Annotated in this window: 22 protein-coding genes; 15 read left to right on the forward strand and 7 right to left on the reverse strand. The window is 46.9% G+C overall.

Going from position 1 to position 24,923, the window contains the following annotated elements:
- Positions 1–193: 193 nt before the first annotated feature.
- The 6 genes from pssA to MOB98_RS04160 all read left to right on the forward strand — a co-directional run bounded on the left by pssA (position 194) and on the right by MOB98_RS04160 (position 4,993).
- The gene (pssA, locus tag MOB98_RS04135; RefSeq protein ID WP_064815290.1) at positions 194–727 is read left to right on the forward strand and encodes a CDP-diacylglycerol--serine O-phosphatidyltransferase; all 534 of its coding nucleotides are present in this window, start codon (positions 194–196) and stop codon (positions 725–727) included.
- A complete protein-coding gene (locus MOB98_RS04140; RefSeq protein WP_268358514.1) occupies positions 718–1,206 on the forward strand; it encodes a DedA family protein in 489 nt (162 codons plus the stop codon). The genes pssA and MOB98_RS04140 overlap by 10 nt, the downstream gene beginning before the upstream one ends.
- Complete coding sequence (locus tag MOB98_RS04145; protein ID WP_268358516.1) at positions 1,199–1,990, forward strand: phosphatidylserine decarboxylase; 792 nt, start codon at positions 1,199–1,201, stop codon at positions 1,988–1,990. Before MOB98_RS04140 ends, MOB98_RS04145 begins: the two co-directional genes overlap by 8 nt.
- Positions 1,991–2,044: 54 nt before the next feature.
- Positions 2,045–2,323, forward strand: coding sequence for a hypothetical protein (locus tag MOB98_RS04150; RefSeq protein WP_268358518.1), 279 nt, complete (start codon positions 2,045–2,047; stop codon positions 2,321–2,323).
- A 106-nt stretch (positions 2,324–2,429) separates the two neighbouring features.
- Positions 2,430–3,770: an erythromycin esterase family protein gene (locus MOB98_RS04155; RefSeq protein ID WP_268358519.1), complete on the forward strand. Its 1,341-nt coding sequence runs from the start codon at positions 2,430–2,432 to the stop codon at positions 3,768–3,770.
- Between the two features lie 254 nt (positions 3,771–4,024).
- Positions 4,025–4,993 carry a rhodanese-related sulfurtransferase gene (locus tag MOB98_RS04160; protein WP_268358520.1) on the forward strand — a complete coding sequence of 323 codons (969 nt, stop codon included), beginning with the start codon at positions 4,025–4,027 and terminating at the stop codon, positions 4,991–4,993.
- 37 nt (positions 4,994–5,030) lie between these two features.
- Here the strand turns inward: MOB98_RS04160 and gltP are convergent, their stop codons facing one another.
- From gltP to nagB, 3 genes are all read right to left on the reverse strand, one after another.
- On the reverse strand, positions 5,031–6,275 hold the full coding sequence (gene gltP, locus MOB98_RS04165; RefSeq protein WP_268358521.1) for a glutamate-aspartate/proton symporter GltP: 1,245 nt from the start codon (positions 6,273–6,275) through the stop codon (positions 5,031–5,033).
- Between the two features lie 141 nt (positions 6,276–6,416).
- Positions 6,417–8,312 (reverse strand): glucose-specific PTS transporter subunit IIBC, encoded by a 1,896-nt coding sequence (gene ptsG, locus MOB98_RS04170; RefSeq protein WP_268358522.1) that lies wholly within the window; start codon positions 8,310–8,312, stop codon positions 6,417–6,419.
- 11 nt (positions 8,313–8,323) lie between these two features.
- On the reverse strand, positions 8,324–9,073 hold the full coding sequence (gene nagB, locus MOB98_RS04175) for a glucosamine-6-phosphate deaminase (protein ID WP_268358523.1): 750 nt from the start codon (positions 9,071–9,073) through the stop codon (positions 8,324–8,326).
- Between the two features lie 218 nt (positions 9,074–9,291).
- Between nagB and gamR the strand changes: the two genes are divergently transcribed.
- From gamR to MOB98_RS04190, 3 genes are all read left to right on the forward strand, one after another.
- Entirely contained in the window at positions 9,292–9,999 is a 708-nt protein-coding gene (gene gamR, locus MOB98_RS04180) for a transcriptional regulator GamR (RefSeq protein ID WP_268358524.1), read from the forward strand.
- Between the two features lie 31 nt (positions 10,000–10,030).
- Complete coding sequence (locus tag MOB98_RS04185; RefSeq protein WP_268358526.1) at positions 10,031–10,306, forward strand: DUF1648 domain-containing protein; 276 nt, start codon at positions 10,031–10,033, stop codon at positions 10,304–10,306.
- Between the two features lie 403 nt (positions 10,307–10,709).
- Complete coding sequence (locus tag MOB98_RS04190; protein WP_268358527.1) at positions 10,710–11,777, forward strand: branched-chain amino acid aminotransferase; 1,068 nt, start codon at positions 10,710–10,712, stop codon at positions 11,775–11,777.
- Between the two features lie 35 nt (positions 11,778–11,812).
- On the opposite strand, the gene mmuP is transcribed toward MOB98_RS04190, so the two are convergent.
- From mmuP to MOB98_RS04210, 4 genes are all read right to left on the reverse strand, one after another.
- On the reverse strand, positions 11,813–13,225 hold the full coding sequence (gene mmuP / locus MOB98_RS04195) for an S-methylmethionine permease (protein WP_268358529.1): 1,413 nt from the start codon (positions 13,223–13,225) through the stop codon (positions 11,813–11,815).
- Between the two features lie 119 nt (positions 13,226–13,344).
- Positions 13,345–14,292 carry a homocysteine S-methyltransferase gene (gene mmuM, locus MOB98_RS04200; protein ID WP_268358531.1) on the reverse strand — a complete coding sequence of 316 codons (948 nt, stop codon included), beginning with the start codon at positions 14,290–14,292 and terminating at the stop codon, positions 13,345–13,347.
- A 128-nt stretch (positions 14,293–14,420) separates the two neighbouring features.
- A complete protein-coding gene (locus MOB98_RS04205) occupies positions 14,421–15,857 on the reverse strand; it encodes an alanine/glycine:cation symporter family protein (protein ID WP_268358532.1) in 1,437 nt (478 codons plus the stop codon).
- A 23-nt stretch (positions 15,858–15,880) separates the two neighbouring features.
- Complete coding sequence (locus tag MOB98_RS04210) at positions 15,881–16,864, reverse strand: glutaminase (protein WP_268358534.1); 984 nt, start codon at positions 16,862–16,864, stop codon at positions 15,881–15,883.
- 300 nt (positions 16,865–17,164) lie between these two features.
- Between MOB98_RS04210 and glnK the strand changes: the two genes are divergently transcribed.
- The 6 genes from glnK (at position 17,165) to gudD (ending at position 24,862) form a co-directional block, all read left to right on the forward strand.
- Complete coding sequence (glnK, locus tag MOB98_RS04215; RefSeq protein ID WP_268358579.1) at positions 17,165–18,397, forward strand: two-component system sensor histidine kinase GlnK; 1,233 nt, start codon at positions 17,165–17,167, stop codon at positions 18,395–18,397.
- Between the two features lie 10 nt (positions 18,398–18,407).
- Positions 18,408–19,352: a DNA-binding domain-containing protein gene (locus tag MOB98_RS04220; RefSeq protein ID WP_268358537.1), complete on the forward strand. Its 945-nt coding sequence runs from the start codon at positions 18,408–18,410 to the stop codon at positions 19,350–19,352.
- 226 nt (positions 19,353–19,578) lie between these two features.
- Positions 19,579–20,505 (forward strand): 5-dehydro-4-deoxyglucarate dehydratase, encoded by a 927-nt coding sequence (kdgD, locus tag MOB98_RS04225; RefSeq protein WP_268358539.1) that lies wholly within the window; start codon positions 19,579–19,581, stop codon positions 20,503–20,505.
- A gap of 32 nt (positions 20,506–20,537) precedes the next feature.
- Positions 20,538–22,004 carry an alpha-ketoglutaric semialdehyde dehydrogenase GucD gene (gucD, locus tag MOB98_RS04230; protein ID WP_268358541.1) on the forward strand — a complete coding sequence of 489 codons (1,467 nt, stop codon included), beginning with the start codon at positions 20,538–20,540 and terminating at the stop codon, positions 22,002–22,004.
- An 85-nt stretch (positions 22,005–22,089) separates the two neighbouring features.
- Positions 22,090–23,457, forward strand: a complete 1,368-nt coding sequence (gene gudP / locus MOB98_RS04235; protein WP_268358544.1) for a glucarate transporter GudP — start codon at positions 22,090–22,092, stop codon at positions 23,455–23,457.
- Positions 23,458–23,494: 37 nt separating this feature from the next.
- The gene (gene gudD / locus MOB98_RS04240; RefSeq protein WP_268358546.1) at positions 23,495–24,862 is read left to right on the forward strand and encodes a glucarate dehydratase; all 1,368 of its coding nucleotides are present in this window, start codon (positions 23,495–23,497) and stop codon (positions 24,860–24,862) included.
- Positions 24,863–24,923: the final 61 nt, after the last annotated feature.

Genomic DNA, 24,923 nt, shown 5'->3' on the forward strand with positions numbered 1-24,923 from the left:
CATATAACATGAAATGATTGGCATTCATTTTTCAAAAGGTAACAAATGTTGTATAATAATAGAATTTGAGTGTGCTTTTTTGAGGCGCATTCTATGTTATGATGCTTAATAGAGAAAATTTTTCCTGTAACGCTATTTGATCCATATCGTCAAATGATATAGATGGTTTTACAATTGGAGGTTTGGTTACACTGTGAATTATATCCCCTGTATGATTACGATAGGAAACTTTACTTGCGGCCTGCTGGCGATTCATTCCTTGCTATATCACAACATTCATTCAGCAGTGCTTTTCATTTTTACCGGCATGTTTCTCGATTTCTTTGACGGGATGGCAGCACGGAAACTTAATGCCGTTTCTGATATGGGAAAAGAACTGGATTCATTTGCCGATCTGGTGACGTTTGGTGTGGCTCCTTCTATGCTAGCCTACAGTGTCGCATTATACGCTCTTCCGTTTATCGGGATTTTATGCGCATTGACGTACAGCATTTGCGGAATGCTTCGCCTCTCTAAATTTAACATTGAGCAAAGCAAGCTTCCGACCTTTATCGGAATGCCGATTCCATTTGCGGGCATGTGTCTCGTTATTCTAAGCTTCGTCTATAATCCGATCCTGCTGGCAATCGGCACTTGCGGGCTTTCATATTTAATGGTGAGTAAAATAAAATTCCCTCATTTTAAAAAACACGCGGCAGAAAATCTGGAGTCCGAGAGATGGAATTAGTTCAGCAGCTCATAGCGGATTACGGTTATCTCGCTATTTTTTTGATGCTGGTTCTAGGGATTGTTGGACTGCCGATTCCAGATGAAGTGATGATGACGGTTGTTGGTTACTTCACGCACACTGCAGTGCTGAATTATGAGCTTTCGATATTGATCAGCTTTGTCGGCGCTTTGTCAGGCATGCTGATCAGCTACATGATTGGCAGAAAAGCCGGGCGCCCGTTTATCGACAAGTACGGCAAATGGGTCGGTTTAAAAGAAAAGAGAATGTTGAAAGTGGAAAAATGGATGAAGAAATACGGTCCATATTCGCTTATTTTAGGATATTTCATTCCCGGCGTCCGGCATGTGACGTGCTACTTTTCGGGAATCGGCAAAATGGAGCTGAAAACGTATATTGCGTTTGCGGCAATCGGCGCCTTTTTATGGTGCTTTATTTTTATTACAATCGGAAGGGTTATAGGGATTATCCATGTTTAATACGGCTGTAAAGATTCTGTATCGATCATTGATAGAGCTGACGAATCATCGTCTGTCATCCTATCTGATTAAGGGATTTTGCGAGTCTAAAATCAGCAAGCCGGTCATTCCGCTTTTCTCAAAACATTTTCGGCTGAATTGGGAGGATGTGGACGGTACGGCCGCTGATTACGGTTCGCTGTCCGAATTGTTCATTCGACAAATAAATCTGGAGCGGCGCCCTGTGTCAAAAGAGGCTCATGCGGTAGTCAGCCCTGTTGACGGCGTGGTTCAGACAGTGGGAAAAATCAACCCGAATCAAACCTTTACGGTAAAGGGAAAAGATTACTCATTCGCTGAGCTGACCGGCTGTAAAAGCGCAGACCATCAATACAATGGCGGGTATTTTGTCGTTCTGTATTTAAGCCCGCGGCATTATCACCGCTTCCATTCCCCGATCAGCTGCAGGTATCAAAAGCTGGCCGAGCTCGGAAATCGCTCATATCCCGTCAATCAATTAGGGTTAAAATACGGAAAAGATGTACTGTCGAAAAATTACCGGTTTGTGTACGAGCTGAATGGCGGCACCCGAAATATCCTGATGATTCCTGTCGGCGCGATGAATATTAATTCTATCGTGCAGACGAGTACACGGGACGAGCTCGAGATCGGCGAAGAGCTGGGATACTTTTCATTCGGCTCAACTGTCATTTTGATTTTTGAAAAAGACGCGTTCCAGCCGTCTGCCAACTTAACAGAAGGCCAGGAAGTCCAAGTCGGAGAACTGATAGGTTACGAAGAATAAAAAGAGGAGCTGGCAAAAACGCAGCGCCTCTTTTTTTGAAGAAAGGTGAGACTCATGGAGAAACAAATCATCAGCTGGATCACGAAATATCAGCACACCGGAGATGAAGACGTTCTTCGGAACGTGCGAGAAGCGTGCTGGCCGATCGTTGAAGCGGTACTGCAAGGGGTGGCAGCAGATGAAGAGCAAGCGAGTGATTTGCGTGTGAAAGGGATCGAGCGGTTTCCGTTCATCATCAGTAAATACCAGGCCGATGTGCAGCTTCCGGTTGAGACATTTTTACGAAATACGTACCGGTTTTACTTTCATCAAGTGATGAGAGAATCCAGATAAAAGCTTCTTTTTAAGTGAGAAGCTTTTTTTATTGGCGAATAAAGGAAACTTTTTCTATATCTATCTCGTAATGACTAGAGAACCTAGAAGAAAAGGAGAGATAGAATTGAAACGAATGATCGTGAAAATGACGCTGCCGCTGCTGATTGTTTGTCTTGCGTTTTCTTCTTTTTCAGCCTCAGCTCTTGCTGTTTCTGAAGAAAAACATTGGGATCGCTGGATTGAACGACATGCACGTCCACTGGATTCTTCCGATGCTTCAAACAAAGACCTTCGCTTTCTGAAGAAGGTGCTGAAAGGAAAACGAATCGTTCAGTTAGGAGAAACCACACATGGCGCTGGCGAAATCAATGCAACAAAAGTACGCATGATCAAATACCTCCACGAAGAACTGGGATACGATGTATTGGCCTTTGAGTCTGGCTTTACCGATACAAATGCAGCCTACCTTAATATGAGCCAATCCACTTCTAAGAGCACAATGAAAAACGCCATTTCCGCTGTTTGGCACACAGAAGATGTTGTTGAGCTGTTTGCTTACATGAAAGAGCAAAAAGAGAAAGGCGATCCGCTAATCCTTACCGGTTTTGATATTCAAAGCATGAAGAATTCATTCAATGACGCTGCAAACCAATGGGTCAAAGCAGTGGACTCTGAAAAAGCAGAACTGCTCTCTCAATCAGAAAATGACTTTTCAACATTGGTGACAGACAGCAGTACGTTTGAAGAATTTGCGCAAAAGAAAGAAGCGCTTGCGAAAAACTATCAAGAGCTGATCAAGTTCGCTGAAAAAAATGCTTCAGCACTAAAAGCCCACCTTCCGAAAGAGCCGAAAGCTTATGAGATATTTATGCATTCTCTCCAGCTGCGAATTGACGTAATGGAAACGTATATGCCTCAAGAAATGAGACAAAAGCTAAAGGATTATCCGGAGAAATTAGAGGAGCTTCCTTTTGTTTTAAGAGACCGCATGATGGCTGAACAATTTCAGTGGGTAGCCGACACCCTTTATCCGAAAAAGAAAATTATTGTCTGGGGCCACAATTACCACCTTCGCAAACAGAATACGAAAATGATTAAGGATATGACACAGGCAAACACTCCTAATATGGGTGATTATTTGCCGGAGCATCTGAAAAAACAAACATATACGATTGGCATTTATGCATATTCAGGCGCCAGTCTTGATAGCTCGGATAATAAAACCGTTACGCCGGTCACAAGCCCGCCGCCGTCTGGAAGTCTTGAAGCCTTGCTGAAGGCTGCGAACCATCCAGCTGTCTTTGTTGATTTTCTCCATACAAAAAACAAGAAAGGCACTTCGTGGATGTATACCCCGCGGACAGCACTCTATTGGGGGGTCATGGAAGAGCAGATGATCCTGAAGGAACAATATGACGGTGTCATTTGGCTGGAGCATATCACGCCATCAGTCATTATCAAGTGAGAGGGTCCCCTGTTATACTACAGGGGGTTTTTCATTTTGTCTTATCTTTTGGTAGTTTTCAGATAACTATATCAATTAGTAAATGGATGGAAAATACTATTTGTTATTAATAAACCCTTTTGCCGCGAGGGTTTGCAAGAGCTTGGATATTTTTATCAGTCTGGGCGGATCTGTTCATCTTTGCGGCATTTTCCTGTATGATATAGTAAGAGTGTGCATAACAACTAACTATAATTGAACAGGGTGTTTAAATCATGGAAAAACAATACAGAGTATTACTTTACTATAAATATGTTCCCATTGAAGATCCAGAGACGTTTAGAGAGCAGCATCTAGCTTTTTGTAAGGAGCTTGGTTTGTTAGGCCGTATCCTTGTTTCTTCTGAAGGAATTAACGGTACGGTATCAGGTACGGTTGAGCAGACTGAAAAATATATGCAAACAATGAAAGCTGATCCTCGTTTTGCGGACATGGTATTTAAAATTGATGAAGCAGAAGGCCATGCGTTCAAAAAAATCTTTGTCCGTCATAAAAAAGAGCTCGTGACGCTTCGTCTTGAAGATGATGTGGATCCGAACGAAACAACAGGGCAGCATCTGAAGCCTGCAGAATTTTATGAGAAAATGCAGGATCCAAACACCATTGTCATCGATGCGCGTAATGATTACGAGTATGACCTTGGCCATTTCAGAGGAGCAGTCCGTCCTGACATCGAGGCCTTCCGCGAATTGCCTGAATGGATCGAAGAACACAAAGATATGCTTGAAGGCAAAAAGATTTTAACGTACTGCACGGGCGGCGTGCGCTGTGAAAAGTTCTCAGGCTGGCTGATGAAGCAAGGCTTTGAAGATGTGGCACAGCTTGACGGCGGAATCGTCACATACGGTAAAGATCCTGAGGTGCAAGGTAAGCTTTGGGACGGGCAGTGCTACGTCTTCGATGAAAGAATCAGCGTGCCTGTCAACCGTGTTGAGCATGTGATTGTCGGAAAAGACTATTTTACAGGTGAACCGTGTGAGCGTTATGTGAACTGCGCAAATCCATCTTGCAACAAGAAAATGATATGCACACCGGAAAATGAGTATAAATATATGCGCAGCTGCAGCCACGAATGCCGCACGAACCCAAGAAATCTGTATGTCAAAGAGCATAATATGACAGCAGAAGAAGTAAGCGCAAGACTGGCAGCGATTGAAAAAGAAGAGCACGCTGCTGCTGAATAATTGAAAGAACACCTCGGGAATGAGGTGTTCTTTTTTTCTATATGCTTTCGGTTTGTTCGTTTGCGGAAACCCATTCTTTTTGGCGGAAGGCCTTTTCCCATTTAGATACCACAATACAGGCAATCGCATGTCCCGGTACGTTTACGCCTGTTCTCGCCATGTCCATGACGCGGTCAACACCCGCTATTATGGCAACGCCTTCAGCCGGCAGCCCCACAGCATTGGCAGTCGCCAGCAGAACCACAAGCGAGCCAGACGGAACAGCTGCAATGCCTTTACTGGTCATCACAAGCACAAGCATCATGAGCAGCTGCTGAGACAATGTCATGTCTACTTGAAAGGCCTGGGCCAGAAAAATACAGGAAACCGATAGATATAAGCTGGAGCCGTCACAGTTCAGTGACAAGCCGGAGGGGACGACAAATGATACAACTCGTTTCGGGCAGCCGTATTTCTCCATTCTGTCCATCAGCTGAGGGAGAATGGTTTCCGTGCTGGTGGTGGAAAACGCAATTAAAAACAGATCCCATATCATTTTTAATACTTCGAAATACTTAATCTGAAAGATAAGACCGACAAGTGGAAAGAGGACAAAGAGGATCAGGAACAGACCAAGAAATACCGTGCCAACCAGCTTAAACATAGGGAGGAGGAGTTCAATGCCATATTGGCCAACAGAGGCTGCCATCAGGGCTAACACGCCGATAGGAGCCGTCACCATGACGATTTGCGTGAGTTTGAACATAATTTGAGCGGTGGATTCAAAGAATTTCATCACTGGTTCAGAGGCTTTGCCGATGCCTGCCGCAGCAACACCAAACAGAATCGCAAAGAATATAACGGCTAACAAATCATTTCTGGCCATGACATCAATAATGTTTGTAGGGATAATATCGAGGATCATTTGTTTGAAATCAACAACTTTATCTGTGTAGCCGGAAAGTTCATTGATATCTTTTTTCGCTAAATGGGAGAGGTCAAGCCCGACACCTGGTTTTAGGACATTTGCTAATACAAGCCCTAGGGCTAATACCAACGTCGTAATCACTTCAAACCAAATGATGGTCTTGATGCCGAGGCTGCCCATTTTTTTCATGCTGCCGCTTCCTGCGGCTCCGATGACAATAGTAGAAAACACAATCGGCACGACAATCATTTTAATCAAGCGGATAAACCCGTCTCCTACAGGCCTCAGTGCCATCCCAAAATCAGGAAAAAAGTGGCCGATCACTGCGCCGATTGCCAGAGCAATTAAGATTTGAAACGCGATTAATTTTTTCAAATGAATCCTCCTTTAGAATGATAGGATTTTAGGCATAATCATATCATTCGTGATTCACAATCAAACACCTTTTTCAAAATTTTATTTTGATAGCGCTTTCATTATGTTGGCAAAAAAGTCCCCCGCAGCAGGGGGACTTTTTTACTTCATATGGATGTGCTTCATCTCTTCTTCAGATGCATTTGTGAAGATGACCGGTGTTACAGCTGAAGCGGCATGCTGTTTGATGTAATCGAGATCAAAGGTGAGAAGCAGTTCACCTTGTTTGACGGCTTGTCCGCTCGTGACGTGAGCTTCAAAGCCTTCCCCATTTAGTGTAACAGTATCAATTCCGACATGGATCAAAATTTCGGTGCCGCTGGCGCTCTTAAAGCCAATGGCGTGTTTCGTTGGAAAAATGGAGATAATTTCGCCGTCCGCAGGGGCAACGACTTTTCCTTCTGCTGGGTCAATCGCAAAGCCCTCACCCATCATTTTTTCGGAAAAGACTTGATCGGGCACGTCTGCCAGAGAGACTGTTTCTCCTTTGACCGGATATATGAAAGTCTCGCCAGAAGCGGGCTTCTGCTGTTCGTCAGTCTCTGTATCGAGAGTGGCGGCAGTGTCAGGGACGCCTCCGGCTATGATCGTTTTGATATCATCTTTTAAGGCATCAGATTTTGTTCCGAATATTGCCTGGAAGTTGTTGTTGACTTCCAGCACACCTACCGCGCCAAGCCGTTTCAATTCGTCCTTGCTGACTTGGCTCGGGTGATGAACAGTCACACGAAGCCTTGTAATACATGCATCCAGGTTGGCGATATTTTGCTGTCCGCCCAAGGCCTGCAGCACATGAAAGGCAAGCTGGTCTTTAGCGACAGGAGCTTTTGCCTCAGATTGGTCGGCTTCATCTGCTTCACGGCCGGGTGTTTTCAAGTTCCATTTCAAAATCGCAAAGCGGAACAAATAATAATAAATGAAAGCAAATACGATCCCGACAGGAATGACGACCCAGCCGTTTGTCGACAGCCCGTAGTTCAAGACGTAGTCGATTCCGCCGCCTGAGAACGTATAGCCGTGGCGGACGTGGAATAAATCACAAACGACAAAGATAACGCCGGCAAGAATAGAGTTAATCAAATAGAGCACGGGCGCAACGAATAAGAAAGAAAACTCAACAGGCTCTGTAATGCCTGTCAGCATAGATGTGAGCGCCGCAGAAATCATCACGCCGGAGATCATTTTTTTCTTTTCCGGACGCGCAGTATGGATAATGGCAAGAGCAACTGCAGGCAAACAGAAAATCATGTATGGGAAATCCCCCATCATAAAGCGCCCCGCTGTCGGGTCTCCCGCGAAAAACCTTGTCAGGTCGCCGGTTACGGTACTGCCTGTTGACGGGTCTGTGTATTCTCCCATCATAAAATAGAAAGGTGTATAAAAAATATGATGCAGGCCAAAAGGAATCAGCAAACGATAGATCGTTGCATAAAAGAACAGGCCGACTGTTGAATCGGCGATTAAACTGCTGGCTGCGTTGATTCCGTTTTGGATCAGCGGCCAAACAAATGAAAAAATCACGCCGATTCCCAGTGAACTGACGGAAGTAATAATAGGGACAAACCGTTTACCCGAGAAGAACCCAAGGACCGGATGCAGCTCGATTGATGAAAAACGCTTATATAAATAGGCGGCAAGAAGCCCGATGATGATTCCTCCGAATACTCCCATATCAATCAGGTGCTCGGCTCCTTCATACGGAGGCTGAAGCCCGAGTAATTTTCCCATGTTGTCGAGGGTGACGGTTAAAATTAAGTATCCGATGACAGCGGCAAGTCCGGCTACACCTTCGCCGCCGGCTAAACCGATCGCGACCCCAACGGCGAAAATCAGGGGCAGGTTATCGAATACAACGCCGCCTGCATCCTTTATAATAGGGATGTTCAGTAAATCCTTGTCACCGAAACGGAGCAAAAGACCCGCTGCCGGAAGGACGGCAACCGGAGTCATCAACGCGCGGCCAAGCTGCTGCAGAATTTGAAATGCCTTTTTAAACATGACAGTCTCCTTTATGAGTATGATGCTTTCTTTAGTTTTTGAGCCGCTTTTTGATCGGCGATAACGGTTACATGATTGTGTTTTTGAAGAATGGAGGCCGGTACATCTGTCGTGACAGGGCCTTCAGCCATCTTTTGAATGGCGTCTGCTTTTTCCTCGCCGCTTGCTAATAGCACAATATGTTTGCTGAATTCCATGATGGTTTTAATGCCCATTGAAATCGCGAGTCTCGGCACCAGCACCGGATCACCGCCGAAGAATCTGGCATTTGCCTGTATCGTGCTTTCTGACAGCTTAACAACCCGTGTCCGGTCCTCAAAATCAGATCCCGGTTCATTAAAACCGATATGGCCATTGGCGCCGATGCCGAGAATTTGAATATCAATGCCTCCCGCCTGGCGGATGAGATTCTCGTATGCTTTACATTCTGCCTCAAGCTGCGGATTGTCTCCTTGCGGGATATGGGTTTGACCAGGCTGCATATTGATATGCTGAAAAAGATGCTCATGCATAAAATGGTTATAACTTTGCGGATGCGATGGAGAGAGACCAGCATATTCATCCAAATTAAATGTAGTAACCTTTGAAAAATCAATTTCGCCTGCCTGATAGTCTGAAATCAGCTGCTTGTACAAGCCGACCGGCGTGCTTCCTGTTGCCAAACCGAGAACGGCATCTTTCTTAGCCTGTACTTGCTCTTTAATAATGTCAGCGCTTAACTTACAGAGTTCTTCATAGTGCTCGGCGATAAGGATCTTCATGTGACACCCCCTCAAAGAGATAGACAAGCACCATATTTGTTATGATCAATTTATGATAGTTGTCATTACGAATTTAGCACCGCCGTTATCAAACTGTCAATATTAATGTCTGAAAATTTGTTATAAAAGAAGGATACAAATCTTTCATATTTAGAAGGCAAGTGATATGATGGTCTCAATCAAAAAGAACGGTTGCATTACGGAATGGGGAGAATGAAATGACAGCTTTATATTCTGTTATCAAGTTTAAAATCATTGAATTAATTAAGTCGGGCAAATATCAGGCGAATGATCAGCTGCCAACGGAGAGCGAGTTTTGCGAACAATACGATGTCAGCAGGACAACGGTGAGACTGGCCCTGCAGCAGCTTGAGCTTGAGGGATATATTAAGCGGATTCAAGGAAAAGGAACATTTGTATCGGCGGCTAAAATACAAACGCCGATTCCGCATAAGATTACGAGCTTTGCAGAACAAATGAGAGGCCTGCGTTCTGAATCAAAAGTGCTTGAGCTTGTGGTGATCCCTGCTGATCACTCCATTGCTGAGCTTCTGAAAATGAAGGAGAATGAACCTGTCAACAAGCTTGTCAGAGTCAGATACGCCGAGGGGGAGCCTCTGCAGTACCACACCTCATATATTCCCTGGAAAGCGGCACCGGGGCTGGCGCAGGAAGAGTGCACCGGCTCTCTGTTTGAACTGTTAAGGACGAAATACAATATTGAAATCAGCAGGGGCACGGAATCAATCGAGCCGATTTTAACAGATGAAACGATTAGCGGCCACTTGTTAACCAATGTCGGAGCGCCGGCGTTTTTATCAGAATCCCTTACCTATGACAAAAACGAAAAAGTCGTGGAATACGCGCAAATTATTACGCGGGGAGACCGAACGAAATTCACCGTAGAACAGTCATATCAATCATAAAGAAATGTATGAAGAAAGGAATGGTTGCTCTATGTTTCTACTGACGAATGGAAAAGTGCTGTGGGGATCCGTAATTGCTGCTTTCATCCTTTCAATTGTGTTTTACCCGTTTCTGCCGGCGGAAATGCCGATTCATTATGATGGAACGAACCGTCCGGATCTGACGGTTAACAAGCTGGCAGGGATAGTGATACTTCCTGTTTTGATGGTGATGTTTGCATGGGCGCAGAAGATTAATTGGCAATTTGTGATCGCAGTATATATGTTGCTGCTTTGCCATATTGCCGTGCTGTATTTAGCAGTCTAAATCAAACAGCCAGAATGAATCTGGCTGTTTCAGTATGCCGGCAAGACCCTTGCATTCGTTGTCAGGCCAGTGCACCGGTGTTCAGTTATGAAAGAAACGGCGGCTAATGATCAGGCGTCCTGCCCAAGGTTGCCGTTATCACATCCTGTGACAGTCTGCGCCAATTTCTCGTCCATCCTTGATTGGTAATCACGTTGAAAAAGATGCCAAACGGGCTAATTTTCTTTTATTTCATCTTCATTTGACAATGAATGTGGTGTATAATAGCTGATGATCCTAAAGAATATTCTGAAATTTATAAGTGCGAAGCGGCGTATCATGAAAAGAGAGGCTGTATATTTTTTGCAGCTTTAAAAAGACTGAATATTTAAACAATTATGATGTGAAAGGTGTGCTGATCAGATTGAATAAGCTTATCGAACGAGAAAAAATTGCATTTCATAAGGAAAAGCCCGACCCATCATCCTTGGGATTCGGTCAATATTTTACAGATTATATGTTTGTGATGGATTATGAAGAGGGAATCGGCTGGCATCATCCGAGAATTGCGCCGTACGCGCCGCTTACGCTTGATCCGTCTTCATCTGTTTTTCATTACGGCCAGGCTGTCTTTGAAGGATTAAAAGCGTACAGAACAGAAGACGGCAGGGTGCTGCTGTTCCGTCCGGATCAAAATATCAAACGGCTGAACAGATCGTGTGAGCGCATGAGCATGCCTCCTTTAGACGAGGAGCTGGTGCTTGAGGCATTGATGCAATTAATTGAGCTTGAGAAAGATTGGGTTCCAAAGGAAAAGGGAACGTCACTGTATATTCGTCCGTTTGTCATTGCCACGGAACCGAGTCTTGGTGTAAAAGCATCTAAAAGCTATACCTTTATGATCGTGCTTTCGCCTGTCGGCTCGTACTATGGCGATCAGCTGAAGCCGGTTAGAATCTACGTCGAGGATGAATACGTGCGGGCGGTGAACGGCGGGGTCGGATGTGCAAAAACATCCGGAAATTACGCGGCAAGCCTTCAGGCACAGCGAAAAGCGAATGAGCTGGGCTATGACCAGGTGCTGTGGCTGGACGCCATTGAAAAGAAATACGTGGAAGAAGTAGGGAGCATGAACATCTTTTTCGTCATGAACGGGGAAGCTGTCACTCCGGCTTTAAGCGGGAGTATTTTAAGCGGGGTTACACGTGCGTCTGCGATTGAATTGATGCGCAGCTGGGGCATTCCCGTTCGTGAAGAGAGAATTTCGATTGACGAGATTTACGCGGCTTCTGCCCGCGGGGAATTGACAGAGGTCTTCGGCACGGGCACGGCAGCCGTTGTTACACCTGTCGGTGAACTCAATATTCATGGAAAAACGGTGATTGTAGGCGACGGGCAAATTGGAGATCTCTCGAAAAAGCTGTATGAAACGATAACAGATATTCAGCGTGGCAAAGTGAAAGGCCCGTTCAACTGGACATTGGAGGTATAAAGATGAAAAAGAACCTGCCCGGAGGCAGGTTCTTTTTATTTTGAATGCGTGATATCAGCAGTAGCCCGGCTATTGCGGTTTCTCGCATAATACACTGCATAGCAGATGGCCATAAACGAAATGCCGCAATACAATGCGATTCTTTGATTCGGATCAAAGGCAATGCCGATGACGGAAGCCAGGCATAACAGGAACGCGGCAATCGGTACGATCGGATACCAAGGGGTCCGGTATTTCAAGTCGGCGACCTTGTTTCCCGCTGCGACATATCGTTTTCTGAACATGAATTGGGAAGCGGCGATTCCCATCCACACGACAACGACTGCAAAACCGGAAATCGAAACGAGCACAACGTAAACAGTGTCTGGCGCAAATACGCTGGACAGCAATGACAGAATGCCGCCGATCATACTGAACACCAGCGCATTAAACGGGGTTCCTTTTGACGTCAGCTTTGCGAATGCCGGGTGAAGCGTCTTTTCTTTTGATAACGACCAGAGCATTCGGGAAGAAGCATAGAGTCCGGAATTAGCCGCTGACAGAATCGCTGTCAAGATGACAAAGTTCATCATATCGGCTGCGTACGGGACACCGACTCTGTCAAAGACAGCGACAAACGGACTTTTGATGACGCCGGCTTCTTGAATCGGAATCAGCCCTGACAGAACAAAAATCGTTCCGATAAAAAAGAGGGAGAGACGCCAGACCGTTGTTTTAATCGCTTTTGGTATTGTTTTGTCGGGATCCACGCTTTCACCAGCTGCAATTCCGATCAGTTCCGTTCCCGAAAAGGCAAAATTGACGGACAGCATCGTCATCAAAATCGGGACAAATCCATTTGGAAAGAGCCCGTCTTCCGCTGTGAAGTTGGACAGCATCGGAGCGGCTTCTGCGCCTTTGATCGGGATGATGCCGAACATGGCAGAGCCGCCTAATAGAATAAATAATACGATGGCTAATACTTTGATGCTGGAAAACCAAAATTCTGATTCAGCGAAAAACTTGACCGAAAATGCGTTCAGCAAGAAAATGAACAGCGCAAAGACGGCACTCCACATCCAAACGGACGTATGGGGAAACCAGCGCTGCATTAACAAGCCGGCTGCTGTGAATTCTGATCCCAATGCCACAGTCCATGTCAGCCAGTACAGCCATGCGACCGTAAATCCGGTTCCCGGCCCTATGTATTTGGCTGCATAGGTGTGAAAGGCGCCGGTCACAGGCATAGCCACTGACAGCTCACCGAGGCACAGCATGACCAAATAAACGATGCCGGCCCCGACTAGGTAGGCGAGTATGGTTCCCGCCGGGCCTGCCTGCTGAATGGTGTAGCCAGAGCTTAAAAACAGCCCGGTTCCGATAACACCCCCTAAGGAAAGCATAAAGAGGTGCCGGCTTTTCATACTTCTCTGAAAGTTTGTCTCATTCTTGTTGTGAGCAGATTTCATCTTTTTCCAACCTTCTATGGCGATTTATTTCCTTCCTAATAAAAAATCTCATGTCAGCGAGTGACACGAGACTCCGGCGTACCGGCTTTTAGATAGAATATACAAACTATTCCGATAAGTCAAGTTGTTTTTAAAGAGCGCGCCCAAGCCGCGATGTCTTGAATATCTTCGGGTTTTGTCCGGCAGCAGCCGCCAATCAGCTTCGCCCCTTTTTCATACCATGTGCGGGCACTCGCTCCATAAGGTTCGGTACATGCTGCGCCGTTCCACGTTTTTGTTTTCGGGTCATATTGTTCGCCTGAATTCGGGTAGGCGATGATCGGTTTGAATGTGTGCGTTTTTAACTCCTCTATCAAGGAAGGGATATGCTGAAGCGGCGTGCAGTTGATGCCGATCGCTGCAATTTGGCGGTGCTCATCAAGCCATGATGCGCAGTCAGCGGCAGGTGTTCCGTCACTGATGTGCAGGCCGTCTTTTGCACTGAAGCTGATCCACGCATACGTTTCAGGAAATTCCTTCAGGAGCCGCACAATCGCTTTTGCTTCGGCCAGACAAGGAATCGTCTCGCATGCCAAAACATCAGCCCCGGCCTCGATCAGCGCCTTCATGCGGGGGCGATGAAATTCAATCAGTTCATCTTCTGAGATTCCATAGTTGCCGCGATACTCAGAGCCGTCCGCAAGATAAGCGCCATAAGGGCCTACAGATGCCGCAATGATCGGTTTTGGCCGATTCAGACGGTTCTCTTCAAGCGCCCAAAATTCATCACGTGCTTCAGCTGCGATGCTGACGGACATCTCGATGAGCCGGCGAGCTTCCGCTTCGCTCAGCCCGCGTGCGGCAAAGCCTTCAAATGTCGACTGATAGCTGGCGGTGATCGCACAGTCAGCGCCTGCCGCGAAATAATCAGTATGAACTTGTTTAATCAGGTCTGGCTCTTCCATCAGGATTTTTGCCGACCACAGACTGTCGTTCAAATCACAGCCCTTGCGTTCCAGCTCGGTCGCCATGGCGCCGTCTAGCACAATAAGCGGGTATGTATCTAGTATGTGTTGGATAGGATTCATAGAATGTATCGATGCCTTCTTTCAGATTTTTTTGAAAAGGATATGAAAATCGTAATGGTGGCTTACGGGTTTGTCAATAAACGCAAAAAGAGGAGGGTGTTCAGCCCATATGTCTGAACACCCTTTTCTTATGATATTTGTTTGTTATGTGTGTCAGCCTTTGTATCAGAAAGCGGCCAGCACTCAATGCCATTATGGTTTTTGAGCACATCTTTATAAAAGACCGGATCTTTGCCTGCTTTTTTCTGGCGTGTATAGTCTTTCAGCGCTGTAAAAACGACCTTCGATAATAAGAAAATCGCGATTAAATTTACGACGACCATCAAACCCATGAACAAATCAGCCAGATCCCAGACGAGCTGGACTTTGGCAACACAGCCAAAGACAATCATCGCCAGCACGCCGATACGGTAGACAAAAATCAGTTTTTTGCTTTTGTTCAAAAAGCCGATATTGGTTTCGCCATAATAATAGTTTCCGATTAAAGCACAGAATCCGAATAACAAAATCAGAATAGCGAGAAAGCCTGATGCCCACGATCCGACATGGGAGCTGAGAGAGGCTTGTGTCAACGCGATTCCGCTCAGTCCCGGAGTATGATAGGCATCCGAAAACAGAATGATAAAAGCAGTGCTTGTACAAATGACCAGCGTATCCGTAAGCACACCAAAAGCTTGAATCAGCCCCTGTTTAACAGGATGGCTTGTCGTTGCGGTGGCAGCGGCATTCGGTGCGCTTCCCATTCCTGCTTCGTTTGAAAAGATTCCACGTCTGACACCCTGCATTAACGCTGCACCCAAAGCGCCGCCGGCGGCCTGGTCAACACCAAATGCATTTTTCACGATAAGTGCAATCACGTCCGGCAGTTGCGTAATGTTGGTGAAAATCACGAAAAACGCAACTCCGATATACAGGACAGCCAATACGACGACAATGGATTCAGCCAGCTTCGCAATGCGTTTTACACCGCCGAAAATAATCGTGCCGAACACAGCAATTAAAATGAGTCCTAATGTCAGGCGGTTTGTGCCGAACGCATTTTCAAAGGCGAGACTGACTGTATTTGATTGGACCGAGTTAAAGACAATACCGAACGACAAGGTGATTAAAACGGCGAACAGCGCGCCCATCCACCTTTTGTTCAGCCCTTTTTCCATATAATAAGCCGGCCCGCCGCGGAAGCCGTTTGCATCTTTTACCTTATAAATCTGTGCCAGTGTGCTTTCCACAAAGCTTGATGCTGATCCGATAATGGCGATAATCCACATCCAGAAGATGGCACCTGGCCCGCCGAGTGCAATGGCGATGGCAATGCCCGTAATATTTCCTGTACCGACACGGGCTGCCATGCTGATGCAAAAGGCTTGAAATGGAGAAATGCTGTTTTTCGACCGGGAAGCGGCACCTTCTCTTAATACCCTGACCATTTCCTTCAGCATACGAACCTGCAAAAACTTAAGCCTGAACGTAAAATAGATTCCCAGAGAAAGGAGCAATACAATTAATAGCTTTGACCATAATAGATCATTTGCGATCCCGACGATATGTTCCAGGATTTGCTGCATACAATCACCTCTTTTTTTAATGTTTAAAAAATACTAAGCTCCCACTCTTGAGCCATGTGTTTCAGCAGCATACCGCCAGTGAGGCTGTTGCCGTATTCATCAATGGCAGGCCCGTAAATGCCGATGCCGCATCCAGATTGAAAAGGCTGTTCTCGTCTGGCGCTTGGAGGAACGAGAGCCATGATGCCGCCGGAAACGCCGCTTTTGGCCGGCACGCCGACAAACGCCGCATATTTGCCTGAAGCGTTGTACATGCCGCACGTCAGCATTAATGCCTTGGCCAATTTTGCCACGTCCTTTGGAATCACCTGCTGGCGGCGAATCGGATGATAGCCGTCATGGGCAAGGATCAGGCCGATCAATGCGATGTCTTCTGTAGTGCCCTCCATGGCGCATTGCTTCAAGTAAACCTCAAGCGTTTCTTCTACATCTGCTTCTAAAAAGTTTGTTTCTTTTAAATAGTAGGCCAGCGCTCGGTTGCGGTGCGCGGTTTCCCATTCAGATTGGAACACTTCCTCATGAATTCTCGGCCGTTTTCCTATTAAAGTTTCCATTACCGAGTTAAGAAACTCGAGCTTATCGTGGGCCGACTCTCCCGGAAGAAGCGATGCGATGGTGAGGGCGCCTGCGTTTATCATAGGATTAAACGGCTTTCCCGGCTTGTTGATTTCGAGCCGAATGATTGAATTAAAAGCGTCGCCTGTCGGCTCGACATCTACGCGGTCGAGTACATAGGAAATGCCGCGGCTCATGCAGGCGGCGATAAAGCTGATCACTTTTGAAATGCTTTGCAGGGTAAAAGGGACGTTCCAATCGCCGGCATGTATCATTGTTCCGTCAGGCTCCAATATACAAATGCCGAGCTGTGAGTCATTGACTTTTCCTAAAGCGGGGATATAGTTTGCACTTTGTCCATTGGCGGCAAAGGGGCGATAGTGCTTCACCCAATCATGCAGTTGAGACGCCGGATCTATTTCTATTTGGGGCTCTTTTATCAACTCTTTCATCGAATTCCTCCTCACTGTTTTTCTTCTTTAAGGACTGAGGTTTATCAAAACGAAGACTGAAGGGGCATTAAACGCTTTCATAAAAGCGGAAGGTATATTTACTGTATAATGGCGACTACAGAATCATACAAAATACGACAAAAAATTTTTGAAAATAAGCCGTAAGATTTATAAAAATCTCATGTTCTGGGTCAAAAGAAATTTGCAGGTTTTCTGCCGTTTCCCCAAAATAAAAGCGAGGATGTGATCATCATAAAACTGGAACGTTTTTTTGAAAAAGACGGATATATACTGGCCCTCATGCTGATTACGGTGCCGTTGGCCGGTGAATTGAAATTTTATCCTCTCAATGAGGAATTCAGGATCAGCTTTGGCGCACCGGCTTTTTTCTTCTTCTTATCGCTGCTGCGGCATGTGCCTGCTGTGTTGCCGGGTCTTCTGACGGGAGCGGCAGTTTTTGTCTTTCGCGTTTTTCTGGAACTATGGGGCGGGGGTCACGATGGACTGGTTCCGATTCTCTATGAACAAGCGTCCGGCTTTTTCTTTTATATGACTTATGCCTGTCTGTTTTACATATTAAAGGCCAATCGTTTTCGAGAACGGCCGATTATGCTCGGTTTCATCGGGTTTATGATTGAAATTGTGTCAGATTGTGTCGAGCTTGCTGTGCAGTTTCTCCTTTTTCATACGGTTGTCACGCCTGCGAAAATCACGGATATCGCGGTGATTGCGGTTTCTCACACATTTATCGTGATGAGCTTTTATAGTGTGCTGAAGCTGTATGAGACGCAATCGAGAGAAAAACAGACAAGGCGGCAGCATGAGCACATGCTGATGATCGTTTCAAATTTATACGAAGAAACGGTACATTTAAAAAAGACGCTGAAAACGACAGAGCAAGTGACGAACGATTCATACCAGCTCTATCGGGAAGTGAAGGGCAAGGATGATCAGCTCAGCGGCAGAATCCTGAGACTGGCCGGAGAGATTCATGAAGTGAAAAAGGACAACCAGCGGATATTCGCAGGGCTTTCAAAACTGATTTCGAATGAGAGTTTAAGGGATTATATGAGGGCTTCTGATTTGCTGCAGCTTGTGATTCGAATGAATGAAAAGTACGCTGAAGCACTAGGGAAAGAGATTGATTTTGACTGCTCGATAGAAGGGGAGCATGACGATTATCACGTATTTATCGTGCTTTCGATCGTAAATAATCTAACGGCAAATGCGGTTGAGGCAATGGGAGAAGAGGGAATGATCAGCCTGAGGCTCCGTAAGCCAAAAGAGAGTATGGTAGAATTCCAGGTGGAAGACAATGGCCCCGGCATTTCTGAGAAAATCGGAGACATTGTGTTTGACCCGGGTTTCACTTCAAAATATGACGAATTTGGCACCCCTTCTACGGGTATCGGACTTTCCTACGTAAAGGAAATCGTGACAGAGCTAGAAGGGGATATCACGTTTGATAATCAGCAGCGGGGAGTGGTGTTTGCCATCAGGCTGCCTGTCCGGCATTTGATTCAGAAAGGGTGAACCGAAAGCTATGCGTTTTTTTATTGCTGATGATGACCGTGCGGTACGGTCGATTTTAAGGCAGATCATTGAGGATGACGATCTCGGGGAAGTGACTGGTGAAGCGGAAGACGGAAGCCAAGTGGAAGGGCATATGCTGCAATTTAAGCAGATTGATATTTTATTAATTGATCTGTTAATGCCCGGACGGGACGGCATTGAGACGATTCGCCAGCTTCAGGATACGTACTCAGGAAAGATCGTAATGATCTCTCAAGTGGAAGCGAAGGAAATGGTCGGAGAAGCGTACTCGCTCGGCATCGAATATTTTATCCATAAGCCGATTAACCGCATTGAAATTGTCACGGTTCTCCAAAAGGTGAAGGAACGGATCGACCTTGAGCACTCGATAGGGGATATTCAGCACTCTTTAAGCCGGCTTGTCAACCGGACTGAACGGAAAGCGCGTCCTCCGCACAAGAATGACAGCGGCATAAAAGAAGCAGGAACTTTCCTATTGTCCGAGCTTGGCATGATGGGAGAAGGCGGCGCTCATGATCTCATGGCGGTGCTTCAGTATTTAGCAGAGCATGAGCAATCTGAGCCATACGAAAAACATATCCCTTCTCTAAAACAAATCTTCATCCAAGTAGCGGAACGAAAGCTGGGGGCAGGGGCATCTGAAACGGAGATCAATCGCGAAATGAAAGCCTCCGAGCAGCGCATCCGCAGAGCGATTATCCATTCGCTGCACCATTTTGCTTCACTGGGCACCACTGATTTTTCGAATCCGAAATTTGAAACCTATGCATCGAAATTCTTTGATTTTCCGGTTGTCAGCCAGAAAATGAAAGAACTCCAATCTAGGGATGCAAAACCTCTCGCCCCCGCGAAAGTGAATATGAAAAAATTCATCCACGTGTTCTTTTTGGAAGCGAAGCTTTTGCACGAGACGATGAAACAAAGAAGCATGTGACCAAAACAGCCGGCTGCCCTGGCTGTTTTTTTGATGCCAAGAATCCCGGCCGGGAAGCGGTTTACTGACTTATCTGTAAAGTTTCAGAAAATAAAGATATTGACTTATTGTTTATTTGTCTTACAATTAAACAAAAGGATATAGGGGAGGAGCGGATATAAAAGAAAAATGAATAAAAGCGCTTTCAATCAGGGGCTGTATACACAAATAACAGGAGGTTATGCTGATGAGCCGTATGAGAAAAGCACCCGCTGGAATTTTAGGTTTTCCGGTTGCACCCTTTAATACACAAGGAAAACTGGAGGAAGAAGCTCTTTTTCAAAACATTGAGTTTTTGCTGGAAGAAGGCTTGGAAGCGATTTTTATCGCTTGCGGGTCTGGTGAATTTCAATCCCTCAGCCATAAAGAATACGAGCAAATGGTGGAAGTCGCAGTCTCGGCAGCCGGAGGCAAGGTGCCGGTTTATACGGGGGTGGGCGGAAACCTCAGCACAGCGCTTGAATGGGCGCAGCTGTCAGAGAAAAAAGGTGCCGATGGCTACTTGATCCTGCCTCCGTATTTGGTGCATGGCGAACAGGAGGGGCTGTATCAGTATGCGAAAACGATTATGGAAAGCACCGACTTGAATGCGATTCTTTACCAGCGCGATAACGCCGTTCTTTCTGTTGAGCAGATCAAACGGCTGACCGAATGTGAACAGCTTGTCGGTGTGAAGGACGGGGTGGGGAATATGGATTTGAATATCAACCTCGTCTATACACTTGGCGACCGTTTAGGATGGCTCAACGGAATGCCGATGGCTGAAGTGACGATGCCGGCTTACCTGCCGATCGGGTTTCACTCCTATTCCTCAGCGATTTCAAATTATATTCCGCATATTTCCCGGATGTTCTATGATGCATTGAAAAACGGAGATGGCGAGCTGGTGAAGGAACTCTATCAGCATGTGATTCTCCCGATCAACGACATTCGCAAACAACGAAAAGGATATGCTGTATCTTTGATCAAAGCAGGCATGGAAATCATGGGATTGAATGTGAGAAATACTGCAAGACCGCCTGTAGGCCCGGTTGAAAAAGAGCATTATCAGCAATTAGAAGCGATTCTGAAGCAGGCGGTTGACCGTTTTCCGAAAAAAGCCGCCACGGTTTGATAAACAGAATAAACATGAAAGGGGCAATGGGCATGTCAGTGATCACGGAACAAAACACATATCTCAACTTTATTAATGGAGAGTGGGTTAAGTCTCAATCAGGCGATATGGTTAAGGTCGAAAACCCTGCGGATGTGAATGATATTGTCGGCTATGTACAAAATTCAACGGCAGAAGATGTGGAACGGGCTGTCGCCGCCGCCAATGAAGCCAAAACGGCTTGGAGAAAGCTGACGGGGGCCGAGCGGGGCCAATACTTATACAAAACGGCGGATATTATGGAGCAGCGCTTAGAGGAAATCGCCGTCTGTGCAACGCGTGAGATGGGGAAAACACTGCCGGAAGCGAAAGGAGAAACAGCCCGCGGGATTGCCATTCTGCGCTATTACGCCGGAGAGGGCATGCGCAAAACGGGTGACGTCATTCCGTCTACTGACAAAGACGCGCTCATGTTTACCACCCGTGTTCCGCTCGGTGTAGTCGGCGTGATTTCTCCGTGGAACTTCCCGGTGGCAATTCCGATTTGGAAAATGGCGCCGGCATTGGTATACGGAAATACCGTTGTCATCAAACCGGCGACAGAAACTGCCGTGACATGCGCGAAGATTATTGCCTGCTTTGAGGAAGCGGGGCTGCCGGCAGGGGTCATCAATTTGGTGACAGGCCCGGGTTCTGTTGTCGGGCAGGGGCTTGCTGAGCATGACGGGGTAAACGCCGTTACGTTTACCGGTTCAAATCAAGTCGGGAAAATCATCGGGCAGGCCGCTTTAGCGAGAGGAGCCAAATACCAGCTTGAAATGGGCGGCAAAAACCCGGTTATCGTAGCCGATGACGCTGATCTTGAAGCTGCGGCTGAAGCTGTCATTACGGGTGCCTTCCGTTCAACCGGCCAGAAGTGCACTGCGACAAGCCGTGTCATCGTGCAAAGCGGAATTTACGGCCGCTTTAAAGAAAAACTGCTTCAGCGCACAAAGGATATTACGATCGGAGACAGCTTAAAAGAGGATGTCTGGATGGGGCCGATCGCCAGCAAAAATCAGCTTGATAACTGCCTGTCGTACATTGAGAAAGGCAAACAGGAAGGCGCTTCTCTTTTGATTGGAGGAGAAAAGCTGGAGAACGGAAAATACCAAAAGGGCTATTTTGTTCAGCCCGCCATCTTTGACAATGTGACATCTGAGATGACGATTGCCCAAGAGGAAATTTTCGGTCCGGTGATTGCTTTGATGAAGGTGAATACGATGGAGGAGGCGCTGGACATTGCCAATGACGTGAAATTCGGCTTAAGCGCATCTATTTTTACGCAAAACATCGGCCGAATGCTCTCATTCGTTGATGATATTGACGCCGGTCTTGTCCGGATTAACGCAGAAAGCGCGGGTGTTGAGCTTCAGGCGCCTTTTGGCGGAATGAAGCAGTCGAGCTCCCACTCCCGCGAACAGGGTGAGGCAGCGAAGGACTTTTTCACGGCGATCAAAACCGTTTTTGTGAAGCCGTAATGGTGCTGGGGAAGAGGCGGATGTCTCTTTCCCGGCTTTATCACAGCCAGCATATGATTCTCTACTTTGAAAAGGAGAAGATACTATGAAAAAAGACTATGCGAATGTTTCACCGGCGGACAAAAAAACGTCTGTGCGCTGGTTCATCGTTTTTATGCTGTTTCTTGTGACCTCTATTAACTATGCTGATCGGGCGACGCTTTCCATCACCGGGGATTCCGTCCAGCATGATCTGGGATTGGACTCGGTCGCCATGGGATATGTCTTTTCTGCTTTTGGCTGGGCCTATGTCATCGGGCAGCTTCCCGGCGGCTGGCTGCTGGACCGCTTTGGTTCAAAGACTGTTATTGCATTAAGCATCTTTTTCTGGTCGTTTTTTACACTGCTGCAAGGGGCGATTGGCTTTTTCTCCGCCGGCACAGCGATTATCCTGCTGTTTGCACTGCGTTTTTTGGTCGGCTTGTCTGAAGCGCCTTCATTTCCCGGAAACGGCAGAGTTGTTGCCTCATGGTTCCCAAGCTCCGAGCGCGGGACAGCTTCAGCCTTTTTTAATTCAGCTCAATACTTCGCAATCGTCATTTTTTCTCCTTTAATGGGCTGGCTCACCCACTCTTTCGGCTGGCATTCTGTCTTTGTTGTCATGGGTGCAGCGGGCATTCTTCTGGCTGTCATCTGGCTAAAAACGGTGTACGAACCGAAAAAACATCCGAAGGTCAACGAAGCCGAGCTTGCGTATATCGAACAGGGAGGCGGGCTGATCTCCATGGATGACAGCAAAAGCAAGCAAGAAACAGAATCGAAATGGCCGTATATCAAACAGCTGTTAACGAACCGCATGCTGATTGGCGTGTACATCGCGCAATATTGCATTACGACTCTCACCTATTTCTTTCTCACATGGTTTCCGGTATATTTGGTTCAGGCCCGCGGCATGTCTATCCTTGAGGCAGGGTTTGTTGCTTCTCTGCCGGCGCTGTGCGGATTTGCCGGCGGTGTGCTTGGGGGCATCGTGTCAGACATCTTACTCAAAAAAGGCCGTTCGCTCACCTTTGCTAGAAAAGCGCCAATCATTGCCGGCATGCTGCTGTCTTGCAGTATGATTGTCTGCAACTATACAGATTCAGCGTGGCTTGTCGTTGTTATTATGTCGCTCGCGTTTTTTGGAAAAGGCTTCGGCGCACTGGGCTGGGCTGTCGTGTCGGACACGTCTCCGAAAGAGTGTGCAGGATTAAGCGGCGGTTTGTTCAATACTTTCGGAAATATTGCCTCGATCACAACACCGATTATTATCGGCTACATCGTGAATGCGACAGGATCTTTTAATGGCGCGCTCGTGTTTGTCGGTGCTAACGCGGTTGCGGCGATCCTCAGCTATTTGCTGCTGGTCGGGCCGATCAAACGGGTCGTGTTAAAGAAACAAGAGCAAGATCCCGATCAATCATTGCCGGTCTAATATTTATGAAAGCGCTTTATAAAAAGGAGGAAAAGACATGAGTTCATCCATACAAGAGCAGGTTCAAAAAGAAAAAAGATCGAATATTCCTTCAATTATAGAGATGAAGGTGATCCCTGTTGCGGGACATGACAGCATGCTGCTGAATCTGAGCGGCGCGCACAGCCCATTTTTCACCAGGAATATCGTGATTTTAACCGACAACAGCGGAAATCAGGGTGTCGGCGAGGTGCCTGGCGGTGAACACATCCGCCGCACGCTGGAGCTGGCTGTGCCGCTTGTTATCGGAAAATCCATTGGCGCCTACCAGTCGATATTGCAAACGGTCAGAAAGCAGTTTGCTGATCAGGACAGGGGAGGTCGCGGCATTCAGACGTTTGATTTGCGTACCACGGTGCATGCCGTCACAGCGCTGGAAGCCGCTTTGTTAGATTTGCTTGGAAAGTTCCTTCAGGAACCGGTCGCGGCTTTGCTGGGCGAAGGGAAGCAGCGTGATGAAGTGAAAATGCTCGGCTACCTCTTTTACATCGGCGACCGAAAGCGGACGGCCCTGCCGTATCAAAGCGATGAGCAGTCAGATTGTGCATGGTTCCGTCTCCGCCATGAGGAAGCGCTGACGCCGGAGGCTATTGTGCGTCTTGCCGAATCCGCGCAGGAGCGTTACGGCTTTCAGGATTTCAAGCTGAAAGGCGGGGTGCTGCCGGGAGAGGATGAAATGGAAGCCGTCACCGCATTATCGAAACGTTTTCCAGAGGCAAGGATCACCCTTGATCCGAATGGGGCGTGGTCATTAGAGGAAGCCATTTCCTTATGCAAAGGAAAGCAAGATGTGCTCGCGTATGCGGAAGATCCGTGCGGGGATGAAAACGGCTACTCCGCCCGTGAAGTGATGGCTGAGTTCCGCCGCGCGACAGGGCTTCCGACCGCGACAAATATGATTGCGACCGACTGGCGGGAAATGGGCCACGCGATTCAGCTTCACGCGGTGGATATTCCGCTGGCGGATCCTCATTTTTGGACGATGCAAGGTTCCGTGCGGGTTGCGCAAATGTGCCATGATTGGGGTTTGACATGGGGCTCCCACTCCAACAACCACTTTGACATCTCCCTTGCAATGTTTACCCATGTGGCGGCTGCGGCTCCGGGGCGCATCACGGCAATTGATACCCATTGGATCTGGCAGGACGGGCAGCGGTTAACAAAGCAGCCTTTTGAGATTGCTGCTGGCTGTATGAAGGTGCCAAATAAGCCTGGTCTTGGCGTCGATATTGATATGGAACAAGTGGAAAAAGCGCATGACCTCTATCGAAACATGAATTTAGGCGCACGGAATGATGCGATCCCTATGCAGTTTCTGATCAGCAACTGGGAGTTTGACCGAAAACGCCCGTGCCTTGTGCGATAAGTTTGATTGTAAATATTGTCATCTCAGCTATTTTGTCTTACAATTGAACAACTGAAGGGAG

The organism is Bacillus sp. N13C7 (assembly GCF_026790065.1).
GTDB lineage: Bacteria > Bacillota > Bacilli > Bacillales > Bacillaceae > Bacillus.